17 protein-coding genes are annotated in these 21,513 nt (G+C 40.6%); 13 read left to right on the forward strand and 4 right to left on the reverse strand.

Translation table 11 applies throughout. The features are described 5' to 3' along the window. The first annotated feature begins 97 nt into the window (after positions 1-97). The 11 genes from AB669_RS14935 (at position 98) to AB669_RS14985 (ending at position 15,611) form a co-directional block, all read left to right on the forward strand. Positions 98-1,048 carry a pectinesterase family protein gene (locus AB669_RS14935; RefSeq protein WP_047800083.1) on the forward strand — a complete coding sequence of 317 codons (951 nt, stop codon included), beginning with the start codon at positions 98-100 and terminating at the stop codon, positions 1,046-1,048. Positions 1,049-1,211: 163 nt separating this feature from the next. Continuing rightward, complete coding sequence (locus AB669_RS14940) at positions 1,212-2,885, forward strand: glycoside hydrolase family 28 protein (protein WP_047800084.1); 1,674 nt, start codon at positions 1,212-1,214, stop codon at positions 2,883-2,885. 5 nt (positions 2,886-2,890) lie between these two features. Further along, positions 2,891-4,822 carry a DUF4350 domain-containing protein gene (locus AB669_RS14945; RefSeq protein ID WP_047800401.1) on the forward strand — a complete coding sequence of 644 codons (1,932 nt, stop codon included), beginning with the start codon at positions 2,891-2,893 and terminating at the stop codon, positions 4,820-4,822. 84 nt (positions 4,823-4,906) lie between these two features. Next, entirely contained in the window at positions 4,907-5,923 is a 1,017-nt protein-coding gene (pelA, locus tag AB669_RS14950) for a pectate lyase (protein WP_082120709.1), read from the forward strand. A gap of 29 nt (positions 5,924-5,952) precedes the next feature. Beyond that, positions 5,953-7,464: a tagaturonate reductase gene (locus tag AB669_RS14955; RefSeq protein ID WP_047800086.1), complete on the forward strand. Its 1,512-nt coding sequence runs from the start codon at positions 5,953-5,955 to the stop codon at positions 7,462-7,464. Between the two features lie 3 nt (positions 7,465-7,467). Continuing rightward, a complete protein-coding gene (locus tag AB669_RS14960; protein WP_047800087.1) occupies positions 7,468-9,114 on the forward strand; it encodes a UxaA family hydrolase in 1,647 nt (548 codons plus the stop codon). A gap of 89 nt (positions 9,115-9,203) precedes the next feature. Further along, positions 9,204-10,604, forward strand: a complete 1,401-nt coding sequence (gene uxaC / locus AB669_RS14965; RefSeq protein WP_047800088.1) for a glucuronate isomerase — start codon at positions 9,204-9,206, stop codon at positions 10,602-10,604. Between the two features lie 114 nt (positions 10,605-10,718). Further along, on the forward strand, positions 10,719-11,774 hold the full coding sequence (locus AB669_RS14970; protein WP_047800402.1) for a sugar kinase: 1,056 nt from the start codon (positions 10,719-10,721) through the stop codon (positions 11,772-11,774). Continuing rightward, entirely contained in the window at positions 11,767-12,429 is a 663-nt protein-coding gene (locus AB669_RS14975) for a bifunctional 4-hydroxy-2-oxoglutarate aldolase/2-dehydro-3-deoxy-phosphogluconate aldolase (RefSeq protein WP_047800089.1), read from the forward strand. Before AB669_RS14970 ends, AB669_RS14975 begins: the two co-directional genes overlap by 8 nt. Before the next feature lie 19 nt (positions 12,430-12,448). Then, positions 12,449-13,888 (forward strand): MFS transporter, encoded by a 1,440-nt coding sequence (locus AB669_RS14980; protein WP_047800090.1) that lies wholly within the window; start codon positions 12,449-12,451, stop codon positions 13,886-13,888. Positions 13,889-13,985: 97 nt separating this feature from the next. Beyond that, positions 13,986-15,611, forward strand: coding sequence for an NADP-dependent glyceraldehyde-3-phosphate dehydrogenase (locus tag AB669_RS14985; protein WP_047800091.1), 1,626 nt, complete (start codon positions 13,986-13,988; stop codon positions 15,609-15,611). A 117-nt stretch (positions 15,612-15,728) separates the two neighbouring features. Here the strand turns inward: AB669_RS14985 and AB669_RS14990 are convergent, their stop codons facing one another. Both AB669_RS14990 and fabV read right to left on the reverse strand, forming a co-directional pair. Beyond that, positions 15,729-16,181, reverse strand: coding sequence for a cold-shock protein (locus AB669_RS14990; RefSeq protein WP_047800092.1), 453 nt, complete (start codon positions 16,179-16,181; stop codon positions 15,729-15,731). Positions 16,182-16,434: 253 nt separating this feature from the next. After that, the gene (gene fabV / locus AB669_RS14995) at positions 16,435-17,628 is read right to left on the reverse strand and encodes an enoyl-ACP reductase FabV (RefSeq protein ID WP_047800093.1); all 1,194 of its coding nucleotides are present in this window, start codon (positions 17,626-17,628) and stop codon (positions 16,435-16,437) included. A gap of 193 nt (positions 17,629-17,821) precedes the next feature. Here fabV and AB669_RS15000 point away from each other — a divergent pair, with 193 nt between their 5' ends. After that, positions 17,822-18,526: a DUF2490 domain-containing protein gene (locus AB669_RS15000; protein ID WP_047800094.1), complete on the forward strand. Its 705-nt coding sequence runs from the start codon at positions 17,822-17,824 to the stop codon at positions 18,524-18,526. 96 nt (positions 18,527-18,622) lie between these two features. Beyond that, positions 18,623-19,513: a hypothetical protein gene (locus AB669_RS15005; protein WP_047800095.1), complete on the forward strand. Its 891-nt coding sequence runs from the start codon at positions 18,623-18,625 to the stop codon at positions 19,511-19,513. A gap of 54 nt (positions 19,514-19,567) precedes the next feature. Here AB669_RS15005 and AB669_RS15010 read toward each other — a convergent pair whose 3' ends face one another. Continuing rightward, positions 19,568-20,284, reverse strand: a complete 717-nt coding sequence (locus AB669_RS15010) for a 2-phosphosulfolactate phosphatase (protein WP_047800096.1) — start codon at positions 20,282-20,284, stop codon at positions 19,568-19,570. Positions 20,285-20,358: 74 nt separating this feature from the next. Next, a complete protein-coding gene (gene gcvT / locus AB669_RS15015; RefSeq protein ID WP_047800097.1) occupies positions 20,359-21,438 on the reverse strand; it encodes a glycine cleavage system aminomethyltransferase GcvT in 1,080 nt (359 codons plus the stop codon). Between the last annotated feature and the right edge of the window lie 75 nt (positions 21,439-21,513).

Consider the following 21,513-nt stretch of genomic DNA (forward strand, 5'->3'; position numbering starts at 1 on the left):
TTATGTCTAACATTGTTTATCATATATTTTAAAACACGGCTGCGTGGTAAAGTTTATTCTTTTACGTGGCCGATTTTATTTTAGCCTAACCAGATTTATGAAATCCATTATCCTATTTTTATTAACCATCATTTCTTTTGCCGCAAATGCAATGGAGATTAAAGCAGATTTTGTAGTCGCTGCAGACGGAAGCGGTAACTTTAAAACTGTACAGGAAGCCATTCATGCCGTTCCTGATTTTAGAAATAAAGTAACTATAATTTTTATTAAAAAAGGGAATTATAAGGAGAAGCTTATCCTTGCTGCATCTAAAAAAAACGTAAAATTTATTGGGGAGAGTTTGAACGAAACCATTTTAACCTATGATGATTATGCGCAGAAGAAAAACGCTTTTGGGGAAGAAAAAGGCACTTCCGGCTCATCGAGTTTCTACATTTATGGTGAGGGATTCTCTGCTGAAAACATCACCTTCGAAAATTCGTCTGGTCCGGTTGGCCAGGCCGTTGCCGTTTGGGCAGGAGGAGATAAGTCTGTTTTCACAAACTGCCGATTTTTAGGGTTTCAGGATACATTGTATACCTACGGAGGTAATAACCGCCAATATTATAAGAATTGCTACATTGAAGGAACAGTAGATTATATTTTCGGCGCGGCCACCGCCTGGTTCGAGAATTGTATCCTTTTTTGTAAAAAACAGGGATATATTACCGCTGCTTCCACTGCCGATACGACGCGTTATGGTTATGTTTTCAATAACTGCAAGGTAAGGGGCGATGCCCCGGCAAACAGTTTTTATCTTGGGCGCCCATGGAGACCATACGCGAAGGTTGTCTTCTTAAATTGCGACTTGCCAGAGCTGATTCGCAGTGAGGGATGGCATAACTGGGGCAAGGCAAGTAATGAACAAACAGCCTATTATGCAGAATATAAAAACAGAGGACAGGGTGCAAACTCTAAAGGCAGGGCAGACTGGTCACACCAGCTTTCGGAAGCTGAATATAAAAGTTACATTTTGGAAAACGTTTTCCGAGGGTGGTTACCTGAATAACGGTTGAGTGGTAAATAATTATCAATCAATTATTTAAATTGTATTCGTTGCTTTTTTTTGTAATGTTTTCCGGCAACGATTGCATAGATTTCTTTTCTCTTTTACACCCAAACAACGTACACTTGTTATTACGATAACCAAGTATAATTTAACAGCACAAATAATGAAACATATTTCTGGTAGTTTATGCCGTTCTAAAATAGCTCTCGCATGTATTTTTTTGCTGTCTGCAGGTTCGGTGATGGCACAGCAGATCCCTAAACTTCCAGTAATTCAGCAGGTTAAATTTAAAAACGATACGACAAATATTGTTTCTTCAGGTGCCAAAGGCGATGGTATTACTTTAAATACCTCAATGATTAATCAGACAATTTCTGCTGTAAGCAAAAAAGGGGGTGGTGTCGTTTTAATCCCTTCCGGACTATGGTTAACTGGCCCTATTGAGCTTAAGAGCAACGTAAACCTTCATTTAAAACGGGATGCTATCCTTCAGTTTACCGATGACTTCAGTCAATACAAATTGGTTGAAGGAAATTGGGAGGGACAGCCGGCATGGAGAAATCAAAGTCCGATTTCAGGCACTAATCTCGAAAATATCGCCATTACAGGTTCAGGTATTGTAGATGGAAATGGTGGCGCCTGGCGCATGGTTAAAAAAGATAAGCTTACGGAAACACAGTGGAAGAAATTAATTGCTTCAGGTGGTGTGGTTAGTGAAGACGGGAAAATGTGGTACCCATCCGAAAAAACAGTTAAAGGCTCGAAAACTAAAAATGCAGGGTTGATTGTTCCCGGAAAAACTGCTGCTGATTATGAAGATATTAAAGATTTCTTAAGGCCAAACCTGGTTGTACTTACCAATTGCAAAAAAGTTTTATTAGAAGGAGTTACCTTTCAGAACTCACCGGCATGGAACTTACATCCTCTGCTTTGCCAGGATTTAACGCTACGAAATTTACAGGTGAAAAACCCCTGGTATGCACAAAACGGAGATGGTGTTGATGTTGAATCATGTAAAAATGTACTCATTGAAGGCAGTACATTTGATGTTGGCGACGATGGGATCTGCATTAAATCCGGAAGGGATGAAGCCGGGCGCAAGCGTGGCGTTCCGACCGAAAATGTGATTGTAAGAAATAATGTAGTTTATCACGCACATGGCGGTTTCGTAATCGGTAGTGAAATGAGCGGTGGCGCCAGAAATATCTGGGTTTACGACTGTTCTTTTATCGGTACTGACATTGGCCTGCGTTTTAAAACCACACGTGGAAGAGGAGGTGTAGTGGAAAATATCTACGTAAACAATATTAATATGATCGATATTCCCGGCGAAGCTATTCTGTTCGACATGTATTATGCTGCTGTTGATCCTGTTCCATTAGCAGGGGAGAAGCGTGAGGCAATTAAAACGGTGACAGTACCCGTTACTGAAGCCACACCCCAGTTTAAAAATTTTTATATCAAAGACATTGTTGCAAACGGTGCTGATAAAGCAATTTTTTTTAGGGGTTTACCCGAAATGAATATTAAAGATGTTCATCTTGAAAATGTGACCATCCAGGCAAAAAAAGGGATTGAAATCATCGAGGCTTCAGGTATCTCACTCAAAAATGTTAATGTCATTACCGATGATACCAATCCGATTGTCAGGGTACAGAATGGTACAAACATCAGCTTCAACGGACTTCTATATAAAAACGGTGCTGATCTTCTGTTTGATATCAGTGGCGATAAAACCAGGGGGATAAAAGTTACCGGAACAGATGTATCTAAAGCAAAGAAAACATCGGCATTTGGCGAAGGTATTGATCAATCGGTATTGGAGATTGCAAAATGAAAAACATGAAGAGAACAATTTTATATACAGCGGTAGCCATTTTAGGATGCTCATCTTTGGTTCAAAATAGTTTTGCTCAAAAGAAACTTTCTGAACAGTTGACATTAACTGCAATGGAAAAGCTATTTCAGGATACAACCGTTTTAAAAGGTGCAAAAGGCCCGAGATGGAGTTACGATATGGGAGTTGTGCTCGAAGGTGCAGCGGCGGTTTGGCGCAATACCGGTGATGGGAAGTATTTCAAATACATCCAGTCTTCCATGGATGCCTACCTGGATAAAGAAGGAAATATTGCCACCTATAAAGCTGAAGATTTTAATATCGACAATGTTAAAAATGGCCGCTCTCTCTTGCTGTTATATAAAGTAACTGGTCAGCAAAAATACTTACTGGCTGCTACTCGTTTATACGATCAGTTACAAAAACAGCCCCGTACCAATGAGGGAGGTTTTTGGCATAAAAAAATATATCCTAATCAAATGTGGTTGGATGGCTTGTACATGGGCGAGCCATTTTATGCTGAATACGCCAAACTGATGAAAAAAGATGCTGCTTTCGACGATGTGGCAAAGCAGTTTATCTTAATGGAAAAGAATGCACGTGAAGCAAAAACGGGCTTGCTTTATCATGGTTATGATGAAAGTAAAACAGAGCAATGGGCAGATAAAACTACAGGTCGTTCGCCTAATTTCTGGGCAAGGGCGATGGGTTGGTACATCATGGCTTTGGTTGATGTATTGGATAATTTCCCTGAAAATCATCCGCAACGGAAGGAATTGTTAGCGATATTGAACCGTACGGCAACTGCAACAGTGAAATATCAGGACCAAAAATCAGGTGTTTGGTTTGATATCATGGATATGCCGGCAAGAAAAGGCAACTATCTTGAAAGTTCAGCATCAAGCATGTTCGTTTACGGCCTGGCAAAAGGTGTTCGGAAAGGCTGGTTACCTCAGTCTTTTATGGCTGCCGCAAATAAAGGTTATGCCGGACTGAAAAAAGAATTTATTGAAAATGCCGGTGACGAACGTGTAAACTTAACCAAAACGGTTTCTGTTTCCGGTTTAGGGGGTAAGCCGAAATACCGTGATGGAAGTTTCGATTATTACATTAGCGAAAAGGTGATTACAAATGATCCAAAAGGCATGGGGGCATTTGTATGTGCTGCGGCAGAGATGGAAACAGATGCTTTACCAAAAATTGGTAAAGGCTTAACCGTAACGGTCGATAATTTCTTTAACAACGAATATATAACCGGACCAACCGGGGATAAAATCCCCTTTCATTATGTTTGGGATGAAGATGATAACAACGGATTTTCCTTATTTGGTAAGGTATTCAACGACGCCGGTGTAAAAACAACTACACTGAAATCAGCACCTACAACTGCAAATTTAAAGGGAACTAATATTTATATCATCGTAGATCCGGATACTGAGAAGGAAACTGCCAATCCAAACTTTATGACTGCAGAGCATGCGAAGCAGGTTAGCGAATGGGTAAAAGCTGGCGGCGTACTGGTATTGTTGTTAAATGATGCAGGAAACTGTGAAATCGCGAAATTCAATGTTTTGCCTGAAAGCTTCGGCATTCACTTTAACGAGGATAGCCGCAATAAGGTGCAGGGTGCAAACTTTGAGCAAGGGGCTGTCCAGATACCCGCGGGAAATTCCATATTTAAAACAGCAAAAAAGGTTTACATCAAAGAAATTTCAACCATTGTTGCGAAGAATCCGGCAGCATCCGCTTTAACAGATAAAGGAGATGTAGTTATCGCAACCGCTAAATATGGAAAAGGAACCGTTTTCGCAGTTGGCGATCCCTGGTTTTACAACGAGTATATCGATGGAAGAAAGCTGCCCGCGGAGTTTGAAAACTTCAAAGCCACTAACGATTTGGTTAACTGGTTAATTAAGCAGGTTCCAGGTAAGAAATAAAAATTTGTCGGGGAAATTCAGTAATCACGGTGATAAATTTCCGTGTTAATTGCCAGTTCCAGGACTAAAGATAAACTAGCAAACATGATGAGAATTAAAGTATTATTAACCCTTTTTTGTAGCATGCTGCTTGCGACATCTTACGCGCAGTTCGCAACAGATTCTACTGCAGAAAAAATGCTGGTTTATCAACTCGGAAACGGGGGCTGGCCTAAGCAGCTTGAAGATAAAAGTGTGGTGAATTATGATGCTGCACTCAGTCCGGAATTACTGGCTAAAATTAAGTCAACCAAAGATCTGCATGCAACCTTTGATAACAAAGCCACCAGCAGAGAAGTGATTTATTTGGTTAAGGCATATAAAAAGACCGGGAACAAAGCCTATTTACAGGCTGCCGAAAAAGGGATAGATTATATTCTGACTGCTCAGTATGGAAATGGGGGCTGGCCGCAATATTACCCGGATAAAGCATTGTACCGATCGGAAATTACTTTCAATGATGATGCAATGATCAACGTATTAAACATCCTTCAGGATGTTGCAACCAAAAGAAATGATTTCGAAGCGGTAGATGCCAAATACGTTCCCAAAGCCGCCAAAGCAGTTACGGCAGGAGTAAATTGTATTTTACAAACACAGGTGAATCAGAATGGTCAGCTGACGATTTGGGCTGCTCAATATGACAAAGATTCCCTTCTGCCTGCAAAAGCAAGGAACTTTGAGCCTGCATCACTTGCCACAAGTGAATCGGTTGGTATTGTCCGTTTTCTAATGTCAGTGGATAAACCTTCTGAAGGGATCAAAACTGCTGTAGCGGCTGCTTTGAAATGGTTTGAGACCTATAAGATAAAAGGTTATCGTTTCGACAGGGAAAAAGGAAAAGTGGCAGCGCTCGTAGCCGATGATAGCAGTATGGTTTGGGCCCGGTTTTACGATCTGGAGAAGAACGCTCCTATTTTTGGCGACCGTGACAATACCATCAAGTCTAAACTGGAAGAATTGAGCCCTGAAAGGCGAAGTGGTTACGCATGGTACGGAAACTGGGCGCAAAAATTAATTGAAAAAGAATACCCGAAGTGGTTAGCTGCTAAGGGGAAATAGAAAATTTATATAACGGAAATCGTAAGAACATGATTTTAAACAAGGAGAATTTACAGCACATCAATGGCGAAAAGGTTTTGAAGCCTACAGCAGAAATGTTGGAGTTACCAGAAAAAGTAATCCAATTTGGGACTGGTGTTTTATTGCGCGGTTTGCCTGACTACTTTATTGATAAAGCCAATCATCAGGGGATTTTCAACGGAAGAATAGTGGTGGTTAAAACAACTTCCAAAGCAGGTGTTGATGATTTCGCTGATCAGAATGGTCTATATACGCTTTGCGTAAAAGGCATCGAAGATGGAGTTGTGGTAGAGGAAAACTCAATTAATTCATCTATTAGCCGGGTATTATCGGCTACTTCCGAATGGGAGGAGATTTTAAAAACAGCCCGTCAGCCAGAGATGAAAGTCGTTATTTCCAACACTACTGAAATCGGTATTGTAAAAAGTGAAGATAAGATTACCGATTACCCGCCACAATCTTTTCCGGGTAAACTCCTCGCGTTTCTTTTTGAACGATATCAAGCTTTCAATGGCTCGGAGGAAAGCGGAATGGTTATCGTGCCTACTGAGTTAATCAGCGATAATGCAGATAAGCTCAAGGAAATTATCCTTGACCTCGCTATTCAGAACAAGTTAGGCTGGGATTTCGAAAACTGGCTTAAAACGGCCAACTATTTTTGTAAAACATTGGTAGACCGGATTGTACCTGGCAAACTCCCTGCTGAAGAACAGAAGAAAATTGAGGCAGAATTGGGTTACAGTGATGGTTTAATGATTATGGCAGAGCCATTCAGACTTTGGGCAATTGAATCGTCGAGCGAAAAGGTGAAAGAAATTCTGTCTTTTGCAAAAGCAGACAAAGGTATTTTTATTGTTCCTTCGATAGATAAGTTTAAAGAGTTAAAACTTCGTTTATTAAACGGAACACATACCATTAGTTGTGGACTGGCTATCCTGGCGGGATTTCATACGGTGAAAGAAGCCATGCAGGATGAGGAGTTCTCGGCACACGTACTTGAACTGATGAAAACAGAAATAGCGCCGGTGGTTGAAAATGCCGACATCACTGCTGATGAGGCTATTGCCTTTGCCAATAGTGTTGTAGACCGTTTCAGTAACCCTTTTCTGGAGCACCAGTGGCAGGCAATCACGCTAAACTATACTTCAAAACTGCAGATGCGTAACATGCCTTTAATCAGAGGGTATTACGCGCTTAAGAACGAAGTTCCACAGCTTACAGCTTTAGGTGTAGCAGCGTACATCATTTTTATGAATGTAACCAAAGATGGTGAATCATACAGTGCTCAGGTAAACGGTAAAAACTATCCTATACAGGATGAAATGGCGGATGTTTTGTTCGGTTACTGGCAGAACCCGGAAACGGTTGTAGATAATACGCTTGGCGACAGACGCTTATGGGATAAAAACCTCAATAATTATCCTGGCTTCAATGAAGCCGTAAAATCTTACGTTGAATTATTACAGAATAAAGGTGCAAAGGAAACTTTAAGTAACTTGCATACAGAAAGAACAGCTTAAAAAATGGTAACTAGAATTTTAAAAATCCATCCCAACGACAATGTATTGGTAGCCTTACAGGACCTGGCTAAGGGTGAAACAGTGATATATGATGGACAGGATTATATTTTGCATGATGATATTCAGGCGAAGCACAAATTTTTTATGCAGGATATGAATCCGGGTGACCACATCATGATGTACGGGGTACTGGTGGGAAAGGCGCAGCATTTCATTCCGAAAGGTGGATTGATGGATACCGAAAATACTAAACATGCTTCAGAACCTTTTGAGTTCAAACCTTACCATTATCAATGGCAGGCTCCTGATGTGTCGAAATTTGAGGGGAGAACCTTTAATGGATACCACAGAAGTGATGGCCGGGTAGGCACAGCCAATTACTGGTTGTTTATCCCGACAGTATTTTGTGAAAACCGTAATCTTGATGTGATCCGTGAGGCTTTACACAATGAGCTGGGATATGCTGTAACCGATAAGTATAAATCTTATGCGCATCATCTGGTGGAGGCATATAAGAATGGAGAAAATATTGAAGATGCCGATACCACTTCCATCGGACAGGCAAATCCGGTTGCAAACCGTATTTTTAAAAATGTAGATGGCATTAAATTTTTGAATCATCAGGGAGGTTGCGGAGGTACCCGTCAGGATGCAGCGGTGTTAAGCAAGCTTCTTGCTGCTTATGCCGATCACCCAAATGTTGCGGGAGTTACCGTTTTGAGTTTGGGATGCCAGAATTTACAGGTAAAGGATTTTATGGACGACCTTAAACAGCGGTCTCCAAATTTTGATAAACCTTTATTTGTTTTTGAACAGCAGCAGTCTCAAAGTGAAGAGCAACTGGTAAAAGAAGCCATCAGAAAAACTTTTATCGGCTTAACGGAAATCAATAAAATTGAGCGCCAGCCTGCACCAGTTAGTAAACTGGTTTTAGGTGTAAAATGTGGTGGCAGTGACGGCTTTAGCGGCATCAGTGCAAACCCTGCAGTGGGTTATACTTCAGATTTGCTGGTAGCACTGGGTGGAACCGTTCTTTTAGCGGAATTTCCTGAGCTTTGCGGTGCCGAACAGCAATTGATTGACCGCACAAAAGATGAAACCGCTGCACGTAAATTTATTCAGTTGATGACCGCCTATAACCAGGCTGCTGAAAACGTTGGATCAGGCTTTTTCATGAACCCGTCTCCTGGAAATATCAAAGATGGATTAATAACCGATGCGATTAAAAGTACCGGTGCAGCAAAAAAAGGCGGTACTTCACCGGTTGAAGACGTTTTAGATTACACCGAACCAGCCACGAAGCCAGGATTAAACCTGGTATGTACACCTGGAAACGACGTAGAAGCGACAACGGGTAAAGCTGCATCAGGTGCAACCTTAATTTTGTTTACTACTGGTTTGGGTACACCTACCGGAAACCCTGTGTGTCCGACAATCAAAGTAGCCACTAATAATGTTTTAACCAAACGTATGGGTGATATCATTGATATCAACTGCGGTCCGGTTATCGAAGGGGAAAAAACCATTGAGCAAATGGGTGAAGATATTCTGGAATACTGCATCAGGGCGGCCAGTGGGGAAGTAATTCCTAAGGCGGTTCTTTTGAATCAGGATGACTTTATTCCCTGGAAACGTGGGGTAAGTCTTTAGGCTTTAACGGTTATATCATTAATAAAAATATTTATAGTAAGCGGGCTTTAACAATCGCCCGCCCGCTTTCTCAACTCATAAAGAAAAGCATGAAACCTTTTTTAGATGACAACTTCCTGTTGCAGAACGAAACTGCTGTAAAGTTGTACCACGATTACGCAAAATCGTTACCCATTATCGATTATCATAATCATTTAATTCCGGAACAGATTGCCAACGATAAGCAGTTTGAAAACATTACTCAGGTTTGGTTAGCAGGCGACCACTATAAGTGGAGAGCTATGCGTGCAAACGGGGTTGATGAAAGATATATTACAGGCGATGCTTCGGATTTTGAAAAATTCGAAAAGTGGGCAGAAACGGTGCCTTACACTTTACGAAACCCATTATATCACTGGACACATTTGGAGTTACAAAGGTATTTTGGTATTACCGACATTTTATCGGGTAAAACCGCACGTAAAATCTATGATGAGTGTGCTGCCAAATTACAAACTCCGGAATATTCGGTACGTGGCTTACTGGCGAAAATGAATGTGGAAACCGTTTGTACTACCGATGATCCCCTCGATAGTTTGAACTTTCACCAACAGCTAGCCAGTGAGGGTGTAGCACTTAAAATGTTGCCTGCTTTCCGTCCGGATAAAGCCATGAACAGTGACGATGTAGAAGGATTAAACGAATATATTGATAAGCTGGAAACTGTTTCAGGGATGTCGATTACAAACTTCCTACAGTACATTGATGCCTTAAAGGGCCGTCATGATTATTTTGCTGAAAATGGTTGTTCGGTTTCTGACCATGGCTTGGAGCAAATTTATGCTGAAGATTATACCGATCAGGAGATCACCGCTATCTTCGATAAAATAAGAAGCAAACAAGCCATTTCATACGACGAGAATCTCAAATTTAAATCGGCGATGCTGATTTATTTTGCGGAGTGGGACCACGAAAAAGGTTGGGTACAACAGTACCACTTAGGCGCATTGAGAAACAATAATGCCCGTATGCTGCGCCAGTTAGGGCCTGATACAGGCTGGGACTCGATAGGTGATTTTAGTCAGGCACGAATGCTCTCTAAGTTTTTAAACCGTTTAGATAATCAGGATAAACTGGCTAAAACCATCATTTACAATTTAAATCCTGCCGACAATGAATTAATTGCAACAATGATCGGAAACTTCAACGACGGATCTGTTGCCGGTAAAGTTCAGTTTGGATCAGCATGGTGGTTTTTGGATCAGAAGGACGGAATGATTAAGCAATTAAATGCCCTGTCAAACATGGGCTTGTTGAGCCGCCTGGTAGGAATGTTAACCGATTCGCGAAGTTTCTTATCATTCCCTCGTCATGAGTATTTCAGAAGAATAGTTTGTAACCTGTTTGGAGAGGATATTGAAAACGGTGAACTGCCTGATGATTTAGAGTGGGTGGGTAAAATAGTGCAGGATATTTCGTACTTTAACGCAAAAAATTACTTTACATTTTAACCATTATAAGGCTTTTTGAAAGGAAATCTTTTGAATGATATCATTTCAAACGTTTTCCTTTCCTTTTCATACAGTTGATAGAAACTGCATAAAATGCGCCACTTAAATATAAAAATGAGCGACCAGATATTAACCCTGGTAAAAAAGGGAGAAAAAGTTTTAAGTTTTGGGGAAATACTTTTGCGCATCTGTCCGGATATGGATGGACAATGGCTTAAAGAAAACAAGCTGCCCTTTTATATTGGCGGTGCCGAACTTAATGTAGCTACAGCCTTAGCGCTTTGGGAAGTGCCCTCCACTTACCTGTCGGCTATGCCCAATAATTCAATTACCGAGGAAATTGTAGCTTATCTGAACGAAAGAAATGTAGATACCACACCAATGGTTTTTCACGGAGACCGTTTAGGTTTATACTACCTTCCAAAAGGGAAGGATTTGAAAAATGCAGGTGTAATTTACGATAGGGCAAACTCATCCTATGCCGATTTGAAAGTAGGCCAAATCAACTGGGATAGTGTTTTTGAAGGCGTAACCTGGTTTCATTTCAGTGCCATTTGCCCGGCGATAAATCAAAATGTTGCCGATGTTTGTCTGGAAGCCGTTAAAGCAGCTCATGCCAGAAATATTACCATATCCCTTGATTTAAATTTCAGGGCCAAACTCTGGAAATATGGTAAGCAACCCATAGACATTTTACCACAGCTGGCGCAATACGCGACATTAATTATGGGAAATGTGTGGGCGGCAAATAAAATGCTCGGGACTGCTATACATGAAGATTTATTACCATCCGAAGGTTATGCTAAAGAAACTTTGTTACAACAGGCTAACGATACTTCAGCAGAAATTTTAAAGTCTTATCCGTTGTGTAAAGCTGTGGCCAATACATTTCGTTTTGATCATGGTAAAGGCATCAAATATTACACTGCCCTATATGCAGGTAGTACCTTAACCGTATCTCCCGAATACGTATCGGAAGAGATTTTAGATAAGGTAGGCAGTGGCGATTGCTTTATGGCCGGACTGATCTACGGATTTTACCAGGGCCTTTCGGCTTCAGAAACATTGAATTTCGCTACAGCTGCCGCATACGATAAATTATACATTCCGAGTGATGCTACAACCAGCACCGTTTCGGATATAGAAAAAAGAATTATACGCCATGATTAACAACAAACACAAAATATTAGATGCCATTCTGGAGCAGGGTATGCTCCCGCTTTTTTATCAGGATAGTGAAGCGGGGAGTGTAGAAATCCTTCGCACTCTGTATAAAGCAGGTGTTCGTGTCTTTGAATATACCAACAGAGGTAAGTCGGCATTGCCGAACTTTAAAAAGCTAAAAGAAGTTCGTGATGCAGAAATGCCTGATCTTTATCTGGGTATCGGAACGGTAAAAACCCCAGCAGAAGCGCATGCTTTTATCGATGCAGGGACTGATTTTATTGTAGCTCCGATTGTGAACCCTGCTGTTGCAGAAATTGCCAATAAAATTGGTATGCTCTGGATACCGGGGTGTATGACGCCAACTGAAATCAGTGTTGCTCAGGAACACAAAGCGATGTTAATCAAGATTTTTCCAGCCAATATTCTTGGGCCTGACTTTATTTCATCAATCAAAGATTTGTTTGCCGGACAGCTATTTATGCCAACGGGCGGAGTAGAAATTAATGCTGATAACCTCAAAACCTGGTTTAAATCGGGTGTGTGCGCGGTTGGCATGGGTAGTAAATTAATCAGCAAAGAGGTAATGGCTAAAGGTCTTTACGAGGAGCTGCATGATAATACCGTATTAGCGCTGGATCTTATTCAACAAAGCAAGTAACCCTTTTTAACCTAACCAAATGAAACAACCAAAAACAGGCAGCTACAGGTGGACAATATGTTTGCTTCTGTTTCTTGCGACAACAATCAATTATTTAGACAGACAGGTACTTTCGTTAACATGGACTGATTTCATTAAACCAGAATTTCACTGGGACAACAACGACTATGGTAATATTACAGCATTATTTTCAATTTTTTATGCTGTTTCTATGCTTTTCGCTGGCAGACTGGTTGATAAGTTAGATACCAAGAAAGGTTTTCTCTGGGCTATCGGAGTTTGGTCGGTGGGGGCATGTTTACACGCTTTTTGCGGAATTGCCACAGCGGGTATCATCAACGGAAACTGGTTTGTTGGTTTTGAAGGGGCAAAAGAGATCATTGCCCGGGTTAATGATACAGGACTGGTTGTTTCAGTGAGTGTAACACTATTTATTTTTGCCCGATTTGTATTGGCTGTTGGTGAGGCTGGAAATTTTCCTGCTGCCATTAAGGCAACAGCCGAATATTTCCCTAAAAAAGACCGTGCATTTGCAACGAGTATATTCAATGCCGGCGCAACTGTAGGCGCCCTGGCGGCCCCCATTACTATTCCTTTTATAGCCAAAGCTTATGGGTGGGAAATGTCCTTCATCATTATTGGTGCTTTAGGGTTTATATGGATGGGACTATGGGTATTTGTTTATAATAAGCCAGAGCTGCATAAACGGGTCAGTACGGAAGAGCTTGCATATATTCAGCAGGATTTGATTAACGACCGCAAACTGGCAGATTATGTTGAAGAGACTAAAGAAAAAGTTTCCTTTATTGATTGTTTTAAATATAATCAGACCTGGGCCTTTGCTTTCGGTAAATTTATGACAGACGGAGTGTGGTGGTTTTTCTTATTCTGGACTCCTGCCTATCTGAAATCGGTTTATGGAATGGATTCAACACAAAGCGCATTACCTTTGTTCGTGTTGTATATGATTACCCTGCTTTCCATTATCGGAGGTTGGTTGCCAACTTATTTTGTCGATAAAAAAGGAATGAATCCATACGAAGGAAGAATGAGAGCCATGTTGATTTTTGCTTTCTTCCCCCTTCTCGCACTGGCCGCTCAACCGCTTGGTCACATTACCTATTGGATTCCTGTAATTATTATTGGTATTGCCGGTGCAGCACACCAGGCCTGGTCGGCGAATATCTTTTCCACTGTGGGCGATATGTTCCCGAAAAAAGCAATAGCGACCATTACTGGTATTGGCGGTATGGCAGGTGGAATAGGGTCTTTTATTATCAATAAGGGATCAGGTTTACTTTTCGATTATACGGGTAAAAATAAAATTGTCTTCATGGGCTTTAAAGGAGAGGAAGCCGGTTATTTTATTATCTTCTCTATTTGTGCTGTTTGCTATTTAATCGGCTGGACCGTAATGAAAAGTCTGGTTCCGAAATATAAAGTGATCGAGCTAAAATAAAAACCTTTCCAGGAGGCCTGCGCGCCTCCTGCACTACGAAAAGTTAATCTACTTGAACCATAGATTAACCTAATTATAAACCTAATAAACAATCAAATTGAGCACACCGCTAAACCTCGAAAGTATTTTCGTTGAAGAAAGCCAGATTCCAGATGAATTTAGGCTAAAGGAAGAAATCAATCAAAAAGAATTTCTTTCTAATGGAGAGATGAAAACCTGGAGTGGACCTTTTAACGAAGTTTTCTCTCCCGTATGTGTTAAAACTCCTGAAGGTTATAAACGAAAACGGATTGGCAGCTTTCCTGTTTGTACTGAAAAAGAATCGCAAGAAGCACTCGACGCCGCTGTTGCCGCTTATGATAATGGTCGCGGACAGTGGCCAACGATGAGTGTTGCAGCCCGCATTACCTGTGTAGAGAATTTTACCCATAAAATGGTTGAGCAAAAGGAAATAGTTGCGAAATTAATTATGTGGGAAATCGGCAAATCGTATGCTGACTCTGTAAAAGAATTTGATCGTACCGTTGAGTACATTTACGCAACGATCGATGCCTTAAAAGATATCGACAGGCAATCTTCGCGTTTTGAGATAGAGCAGGGTATTATAGCCCAGGTTCGTCGTTCACCACTTGGAGTAGTACTTTGTATGGGACCATTTAATTATCCCTTAAATGAAACCTTTACTACGTTGATCCCTGCACTGATTATGGGCAATACCCTTTTGTTCAAACCGCCTAAACATGGTACGTTATTGCACTATCCTTTACTTGAGGCTTTTCGTTCAAGTTTTCCAAAAGGTGTAGTGAATACGATTTATGGCAGGGGCAATACTATCGTTCCGGGTTTAATGAAATCTGGTAAGATTAATGTGTTAACCTTAATCGGCTCTAGTAAAGTAGCTAACGAACTTAAAAAACTGCACCCTAAAGTAAACAGGCTAAGGGCAATTTTGGGTTTAGATGCCAAAAATGCAGCCATTATTACCAAAGATGCAGATCTCGATCTGGCAGTTTCTGAAACTGTTTTAGGATCATTATCATTCAACGGACAGCGTTGTACAGCAATTAAAATTGTTTATGTACACCGTAGTCTGGCGCTGGAGTTTTTAAAACGTTTATCTGCGGAGATAGAGAAACTTAAGTTTGGTATGCCGTGGGAAAAAGGAGTAAACCTGACTCCGCTGCCTGAACTGAATAAACCGGAATATCTGAAAGAGTGTATCGATGACGCTGTTGCGAATGGTGCAAAAGTGGTAAATAAGAACGGAGGACAAACGTTGGAGACATTTGTTTACCCTGCTGTGGTATACCCTGTAAACGGAAATATGAAACTGTACCGCGAAGAACAATTCGGCCCAATAGTTCCTGTGGTACCTTTTGATGATTTAGAAGAGCCTATCGAATATTTGATTGATTCTCCACATGGACAGCAGGTGAGTATTTTTAGCAATAATGCGGCAGTAATTTCTTCATTGATTGATCCCCTGGTGAATCAGGTGAGCCGGGTGAACATTAATTGCCAATGTCAGCGCGGACCGGATGCATTCCCCTTCACAGGACGTAAAGACAGTGCCGAAGGAACGCTTTCTGTAGTAGATGCCTTAAGGTCGTTTTCTATTCGTTCGTTAGTAGCAACTAAGTTTACTGACGATAATAAGAAATTATTGAATGAAATTGTTAAAGGAGACGATTCGAACTTCCTGAGTACAAAATATATCTTTTAGAACGTACCTAAAAAGTAAACCCCGGATGAACAGTAAATACTGTAAGTCCGGGGTTTTATTTTTAACGCTTCGCTATGCCTGTTGCATAGGAAAGGTCTGAGTTTTAATGATTGTAAACTAAGCTTTAGTTACTTTCACCGCAGTCGGGCCTTTCTGTCCCATCTCTACTTCGAAAGTTACTTTATCACCTTCTTTTATTTGCGTAATACAGCCATTTGCGTGAACGAAAATGCTATCCTGTGTATCTGTGTTTTTGATAAAACCATAACCTTTACTGTCATTAAAAAAGCTTACTGTTCCTTTTTTAACAGGGTTTTCATCAATAATGTCCGCTTGTCGGGATACACCAATCTGAATGTCTTCAGTATTAATAACCTTTTTCTTAGCCGGATCAGGTGGGGTTGATGAGATGTTTCCGTTCTCGTCAACATACGCCATCATATCTTCAAGAGCTAAGCCTTTTTTTGCATTGGCCTGGCGCTCTTCTCTCTTCTCCAGTTTTTCTTTCTGTTTTTTTAAACGTTTTTTTTCATTCTCCTGTTTGGTGTAGCTTGCCTGAGATTTAGCCATATTTTATTTAATCCTTTTCGATGTTATAATGTTGAGTAGTAATGGGAATTGATCAAATATAGCAATAGTTATGCGAAAATAAGATTTTAATTATTCAGGATTTTTTACAGCCTGACATTATTTCCAATGTTATGAGACTCGCATTCCTCTTTTTGAGGGTCAGCCCGGCATATAATCAAATAAAAATGGCCGACGTTTTGCGTCAGCCATTGGTTTACATATCGGTATCACTTTTAACGAATGACTGATTTCACTAGCTCACCAAGCCTTCAATTTCCACTACCTCATTGGCATCTTTTTCATAGTCTACTCCATCAATTTCGAAACCAAATAAGCTCAGGAAATCCGAACGGTAACCCGCTAAATCGCCAATTGCCGGCAATGTTTCAGTCGTAGCATCGTCCCAAAGCTTAGCCACTTTTGCCTGAACATCATCACGCATTTCCCAGTCGTCAATTCTGATTCTTCCTTTTTCATCAAGTGGGATATCGCTACCTGTATATAGGCGATCGGCATATAAACGCTGGATTTGCTCAATCGTTCCTTCGTGAATACCTTCTTCTTTCATTATTTTATATAACAATGAAATGTATAATGGGATAACCGGAATGGCCGAACTAGCCTGTGTTACCAATGCTTTGTTTACTGAAACATAAGCCTGACCGCTGATATCTTTCAGTTTATCTGTGATGGTGAACGCAGTTGCTTCCAGGTTATCTTTCGCGCGGCCGATAGTTCCTTTACGGTAAACCGGTTCTGTTAATGCCGGGCCTATATATGAATAGGCAACAGTTGTTGCGCCCTCAGCTAACAGGTTTTCTGCTTTTAGTGCGTCAATCCACATCGCCCAGTCTTCACCACCCATAACGGCAACGGTGTTTGCAATATCTTCATCGGTAGCTGGCTCAATTGAAATTTCAGTTACATTACCGGTATGAAAATCTACAGTTTTATTGGTGTAGATTGTGCCGATTGGCTTCAGGGTAGAACGGTGTAAAACTTCAGTAACGGGGTGTTTTCTAACCGGGGAGGCTAAACTGTAAATGACCAAATCAATCTGACCTAAATCAGCTTTAATTAAATCAATAGTTTGTTGTTTGATCTCATTTGAAAAAGCATCTCCATTGATACTTTTAGCATATAAACCTGATGCGTGTGCTTCTTTTTCAAAAGCAGCACTATTGTACCAACCTGGCGATGCTGTTTTGCCTGCTGATGGTGCTTTTTCAAAAAACACCCCTATCGTTGCAGCATCTGACCCGTAAGCAGCGGTAATGCGTGATGCAAGACCGAAGCCCGTAGACGCACCAATTACCAATACTTTTTTAGGACCATTGATAGCACCCTTAGATTTTACATATTCAATTTGGTTCTTTACGTTTTGAGCACATCCGTCCGGGTGTGCTGTTAAACAGATAAAGCCCCTCATTCTCGGTTCAATAATCATTTTGTTCTTATTTTACGTTTTGTAATCTTAAAATTGACCTCTGCTAAAATAGCAGTCAGGGCCAAATCTTTAACGAAGATAAATGTTTAATCGCTTAACGTTAAATGAAATTTAAATTAACAGCCTAAGCAACGGTAATTTTGACCCGTATTTTTGTAATTTTAGCCCTTACAGATAACCGGAATATCTCAGGATGAAGAAATTATTATTGTTGGCCCTGATATCATTCATGGCCAGTGCAAGTATTATGGCGCAAACACAATACCAGAACTCGGGCTGGTTTATGTTTTTAAACAATACAAAATTTAATAAAAAATGGGGTTTGCAGTTCGATTTTCAGGCACGTTCTGCAGATGACTGGAAATATGTGAGAAATACTTTGGTTCGTCCTGCCGTGCAATATTTTATTAATGATCAGCATAACGTTGCCCTGGGTTATTTATGGCAGGCTACCCAATCGCAATCTGTTATTGCAGGTAACACATTCCAACATGAACACCGGATTTTCGAGCAGTATATTTATACACACAAACTAAGCAGTATTTTCGCAAGCCAGAGACTCAGGGTTGAGCAGCGATTTATCGGCCGGGCAGGTGAAGACGTTTTTTCACAAAGATTCCGGTATTTCTTCAGGCTGATCCAACCATTAAAGAAGACAGAAGCGGCTTTTGTATCGGGGCCATTTATTGCCCTGCAGAACGAAGTGTTTTTGAACATCCAGAATAACGACAAAATTAATAATAGTGTATTTGATCAAAACAGGGCTTACTTAGCGTTAGGTTATCGTTTCTCAAAAAAATTTGATCTCGAAGCCGGATATATGAATCAGGCTCAGAAGAATATTTCGGGGCATACTAATAATAACATCATACAGCTTGCAGTCTACACCCGGTTCTAATTCCGTTTTAATGATTTAAAGTCATATTTAATATTGGGGCGATTACAAAATGTTAAAGCATTTGTAATAGTTCGTGCTTTTTGCTCAATTTGCTGCGTGAAAAGAATATCGATATTATTTCTTGCGGTGTTATTCGGAAAGAGAATGCAGGCCCAGGAAATCAAAACCTCATCAACTGAAAATACTCCGGCATCAAAGAGTTTATTTAATCCTGAACATAAAAGAAACTTCTCCCGTAAAGGTAATTTTTATTTCCACTGGGGTTATAACCAATCCTGGTATGGCAAAAGCGATATTCATTTTCAGGGACCTAACTATGATTTTACCCTGAAGGATGTGGTTGCTCACGATCGACAGTCAAAACTTAGCTGGGATTATATCAATCCGGGATTAATTACTGTTCCGCAATACAATATCCGCGTAGGCTATTTCATTAAAGATAACTACAGTATTTCTATTGGCTGGGATCATATGAAGTATGTAATGGATATTCCGCAAAGTGTGGCCATCACTGGCCACATTGGTGCTAATATTTCCCAGAATAACGTACCTACAGGAAACATGGCGGGCGATTATAACGGGCAAACGATCAATGTTAAGGAAAGCATGCTGACTTACGAGCATACCGATGGTTTTAACTACGCCAATATTGAGATCGAAAGGTATGATGATATTTGGGTTGCTCCGGGAGGAAATACATCTCTAACCCTTGAAACCGGCCTTGGTGGTGGATTAATGGTTCCACGTTCTGATGTGCGCTTATTTGGTGAGGGAAGAAATAACAATTTTAATGTTTCTGGTTATGGCGTTTCTGCCAAAATCGGTCTAAAGTTTTACGTCTGGAAAAATGTATATCTCCAGAATACAACCAAAGTGGGAGCAACTAATTTAACAAATGTTCACACTACCGGATATGATAAAGTTGATAAAGCAAGCCAGAAAATCAATTACCTCGAAAATATGTGGGTAATTGGGGTTCAGTTTTAAACAACGAGAGGCCGGTTGATTTCAACCGGCCTCTTGTTGTTTAAAGGCATTATCTTAAGCTTTAAGCTTTACCAAACGTTCTCCCTCTAAAACCGGTATGCTTTCGCAAATATTCAGCTGAAGGCAGAACACAACATCTTCTTCAATATTGAGTTGCGCAAGGCGGTTACTGTGCGAAGATTTATGGAGGTATTTTCTCAAGTCATCTTTAGCAAGATTGTATAAATCTTCTGCAGCCACACTGGAATCGTCAAAATGCTCAAAGCTTTGGCGTAATTTACGCACTACTGCTCCTGCAAATAAAGTGTCTTCCAGGTTAAACTGATCCTTCCATCCTGCGCAAAGCAGCAGTACATTTTTGTTCTGGCGCTGCAAGTAGTCACAGAGCGAATCTAAATTTAAAAATGAACCGATGACAACCTGAAATGCCCGCCTGTTAGCCAGATGCAATGCCTTTGTGCCATTGGTGGTGGTTAATACCACCGTTTTTCCTTCTACTTTTTCTTTGGTATAAGAGAATGGGGAATTACCAAAATCATAACCTGCAACTACTTCGCCGTTACGCTCTGCAGCCAGTAAATATCCTTTATCGCTATAGTTTAAACAATCTTCTACATTGGCAACAGGAATAATGGCTTCAGCACCATTTTCTATGCCATAAGTGATGGACGATGTAGCTCTTAGTATATCAATCACCACCACGATACTTTGCTCAATATCGTAAAGATCGATCAGTGCGGGCGTTAAACAAACTTCTATTTTTTTTGACATATCAGGAGATCTGAGTATTAGGCATCAAGGTGCCAGTATCAAGCAAAATCCGTCTTGATACCAGCCACTTCAATCTATTTATAAAAAGGAAACTTCACTACTTTAGCCTTAATCGACGTATTGCGGATAGAAATGAAAATTTCAGTACCTTCTTTTGAGAAATCTTTAGTAACGTAACCCATACCAATGGCTTTTTGCAATGATGGAGCCTGTGTGCCAGAAGTTACTTTGCCAATCACATTACCTTCGGCGTCAACAATTTCGTAATCGTGGCGTGGAATTCCGCGGTCGATCATTTCAAAACCTACCAGTTTCTTTTGTATTCCGGCCTCTTTTTGAGCCTGTAATGCTTCTGAATTGGTAAAGGGTTTTGAGAACTTGGTGATCCAACCCAGGCCTGCTTCAATTGGAGAAGTAGTATCATCAATGTCATTTCCATATAAACAGAATCCCATTTCCAGACGGAGCGTATCACGGGCACCCAGACCAATCGGCTTAATGTTGTAGGCGGCACCTGCTTCAAAAATCGCATCCCAGATCTGGTTTGCATATTGGTTTTCAAAATAGATCTCAAAACCACCGGCACCAGTGTAACCTGTAGCAGAAATCACTACATTATCAACGCCAGCGAAAGTTCCTTTTACAAAAGTGTAATATTCCATCGATGCTAAATTCACATCGGTTAAGCTTTGCAAGGCATCAGCAGCTTTAGGACCCTGAATAGCCAGTAAAGAAGTCTGATCTGATATATTATGCGTTTCAACACCTTTATCATTAAACTGCTGGATCCAGTTCCAGTCTTTCTCGATGTTGGAAGCATTAACCACCAGCATGTAGGTTTTCTCGTCAATGCGATAAACCAAAAGATCGTCAACAATACCGCCATCCTGATTGGGAAGGCATGAATACTGGACCTTACCATCGTAAAGTTTAGCCGCATCGTTACTGGTTACCCGCTGAATCAAATCTAAAGCATTTTCGCCTTTCAGAATAAATTCACCCATATGACTAACATCAAAAACACCCACTCCGTTACGAACGGTTGCATGTTCGGCATTGATACCTTCATAAGTTACAGGCATGTTATATCCTGCAAATGGAACCATCTTGGCTCCCAAGGCGATGTGTTTTTCTGTTAAAGCGGTATTTTTCATGATTAAAATCTAGTTGGCGGCAAAAGTACTAAGAAAATGAGAATCTTTTCAGTTAAATTTTATTGGCTAAACCGG

The organism is Pedobacter sp. BMA, from assembly GCF_001027745.1.
Classification (GTDB): Bacteria; Bacteroidota; Bacteroidia; order Sphingobacteriales; family Sphingobacteriaceae; genus Pedobacter.

Bases quoted from the DNA above. Each gene is read 5' to 3' on its own strand.
- pelA (WP_082120709.1), top strand. From the start codon at position 4,907: ATGATGAGAATTAAAGTATTATTAACCCTTTTTTGTAGCATGCTGCTT.
- AB669_RS15010 (WP_047800096.1), bottom strand. From the start codon at position 20,284: ATGTCAAAAAAAATAGAAGTTTGTTTAACGCCCGCACTGATCGATCTT.
- fabV (WP_047800093.1), bottom strand. From the start codon at position 17,628: ATGATTATTGAACCGAGAATGAGGGGCTTTATCTGTTTAACAGCACAC.
- AB669_RS14955 (WP_047800086.1), top strand. From the start codon at position 5,953: ATGATTTTAAACAAGGAGAATTTACAGCACATCAATGGCGAAAAGGTT.
- AB669_RS14970 (WP_047800402.1), top strand. From the start codon at position 10,719: ATGAGCGACCAGATATTAACCCTGGTAAAAAAGGGAGAAAAAGTTTTA.
- AB669_RS14990 (WP_047800092.1), bottom strand. From the start codon at position 16,181: ATGGCTAAATCTCAGGCAAGCTACACCAAACAGGAGAATGAAAAAAAA.
- AB669_RS14980 (WP_047800090.1), top strand. From the start codon at position 12,449: ATGAAACAACCAAAAACAGGCAGCTACAGGTGGACAATATGTTTGCTT.
- uxaC (WP_047800088.1), top strand. From the start codon at position 9,204: ATGAAACCTTTTTTAGATGACAACTTCCTGTTGCAGAACGAAACTGCT.
- AB669_RS14945 (WP_047800401.1), top strand. From the start codon at position 2,891: ATGAAGAGAACAATTTTATATACAGCGGTAGCCATTTTAGGATGCTCA.
- gcvT (WP_047800097.1), bottom strand. From the start codon at position 21,438: ATGAAAAATACCGCTTTAACAGAAAAACACATCGCCTTGGGAGCCAAG.
- AB669_RS14940 (WP_047800084.1), top strand. From the start codon at position 1,212: ATGAAACATATTTCTGGTAGTTTATGCCGTTCTAAAATAGCTCTCGCA.
- AB669_RS14960 (WP_047800087.1), top strand. From the start codon at position 7,468: ATGGTAACTAGAATTTTAAAAATCCATCCCAACGACAATGTATTGGTA.
- AB669_RS14935 (WP_047800083.1), top strand. From the start codon at position 98: ATGAAATCCATTATCCTATTTTTATTAACCATCATTTCTTTTGCCGCA.
- AB669_RS14975 (WP_047800089.1), top strand. From the start codon at position 11,767: ATGATTAACAACAAACACAAAATATTAGATGCCATTCTGGAGCAGGGT.
- AB669_RS15000 (WP_047800094.1), top strand. From the start codon at position 17,822: ATGAAGAAATTATTATTGTTGGCCCTGATATCATTCATGGCCAGTGCA.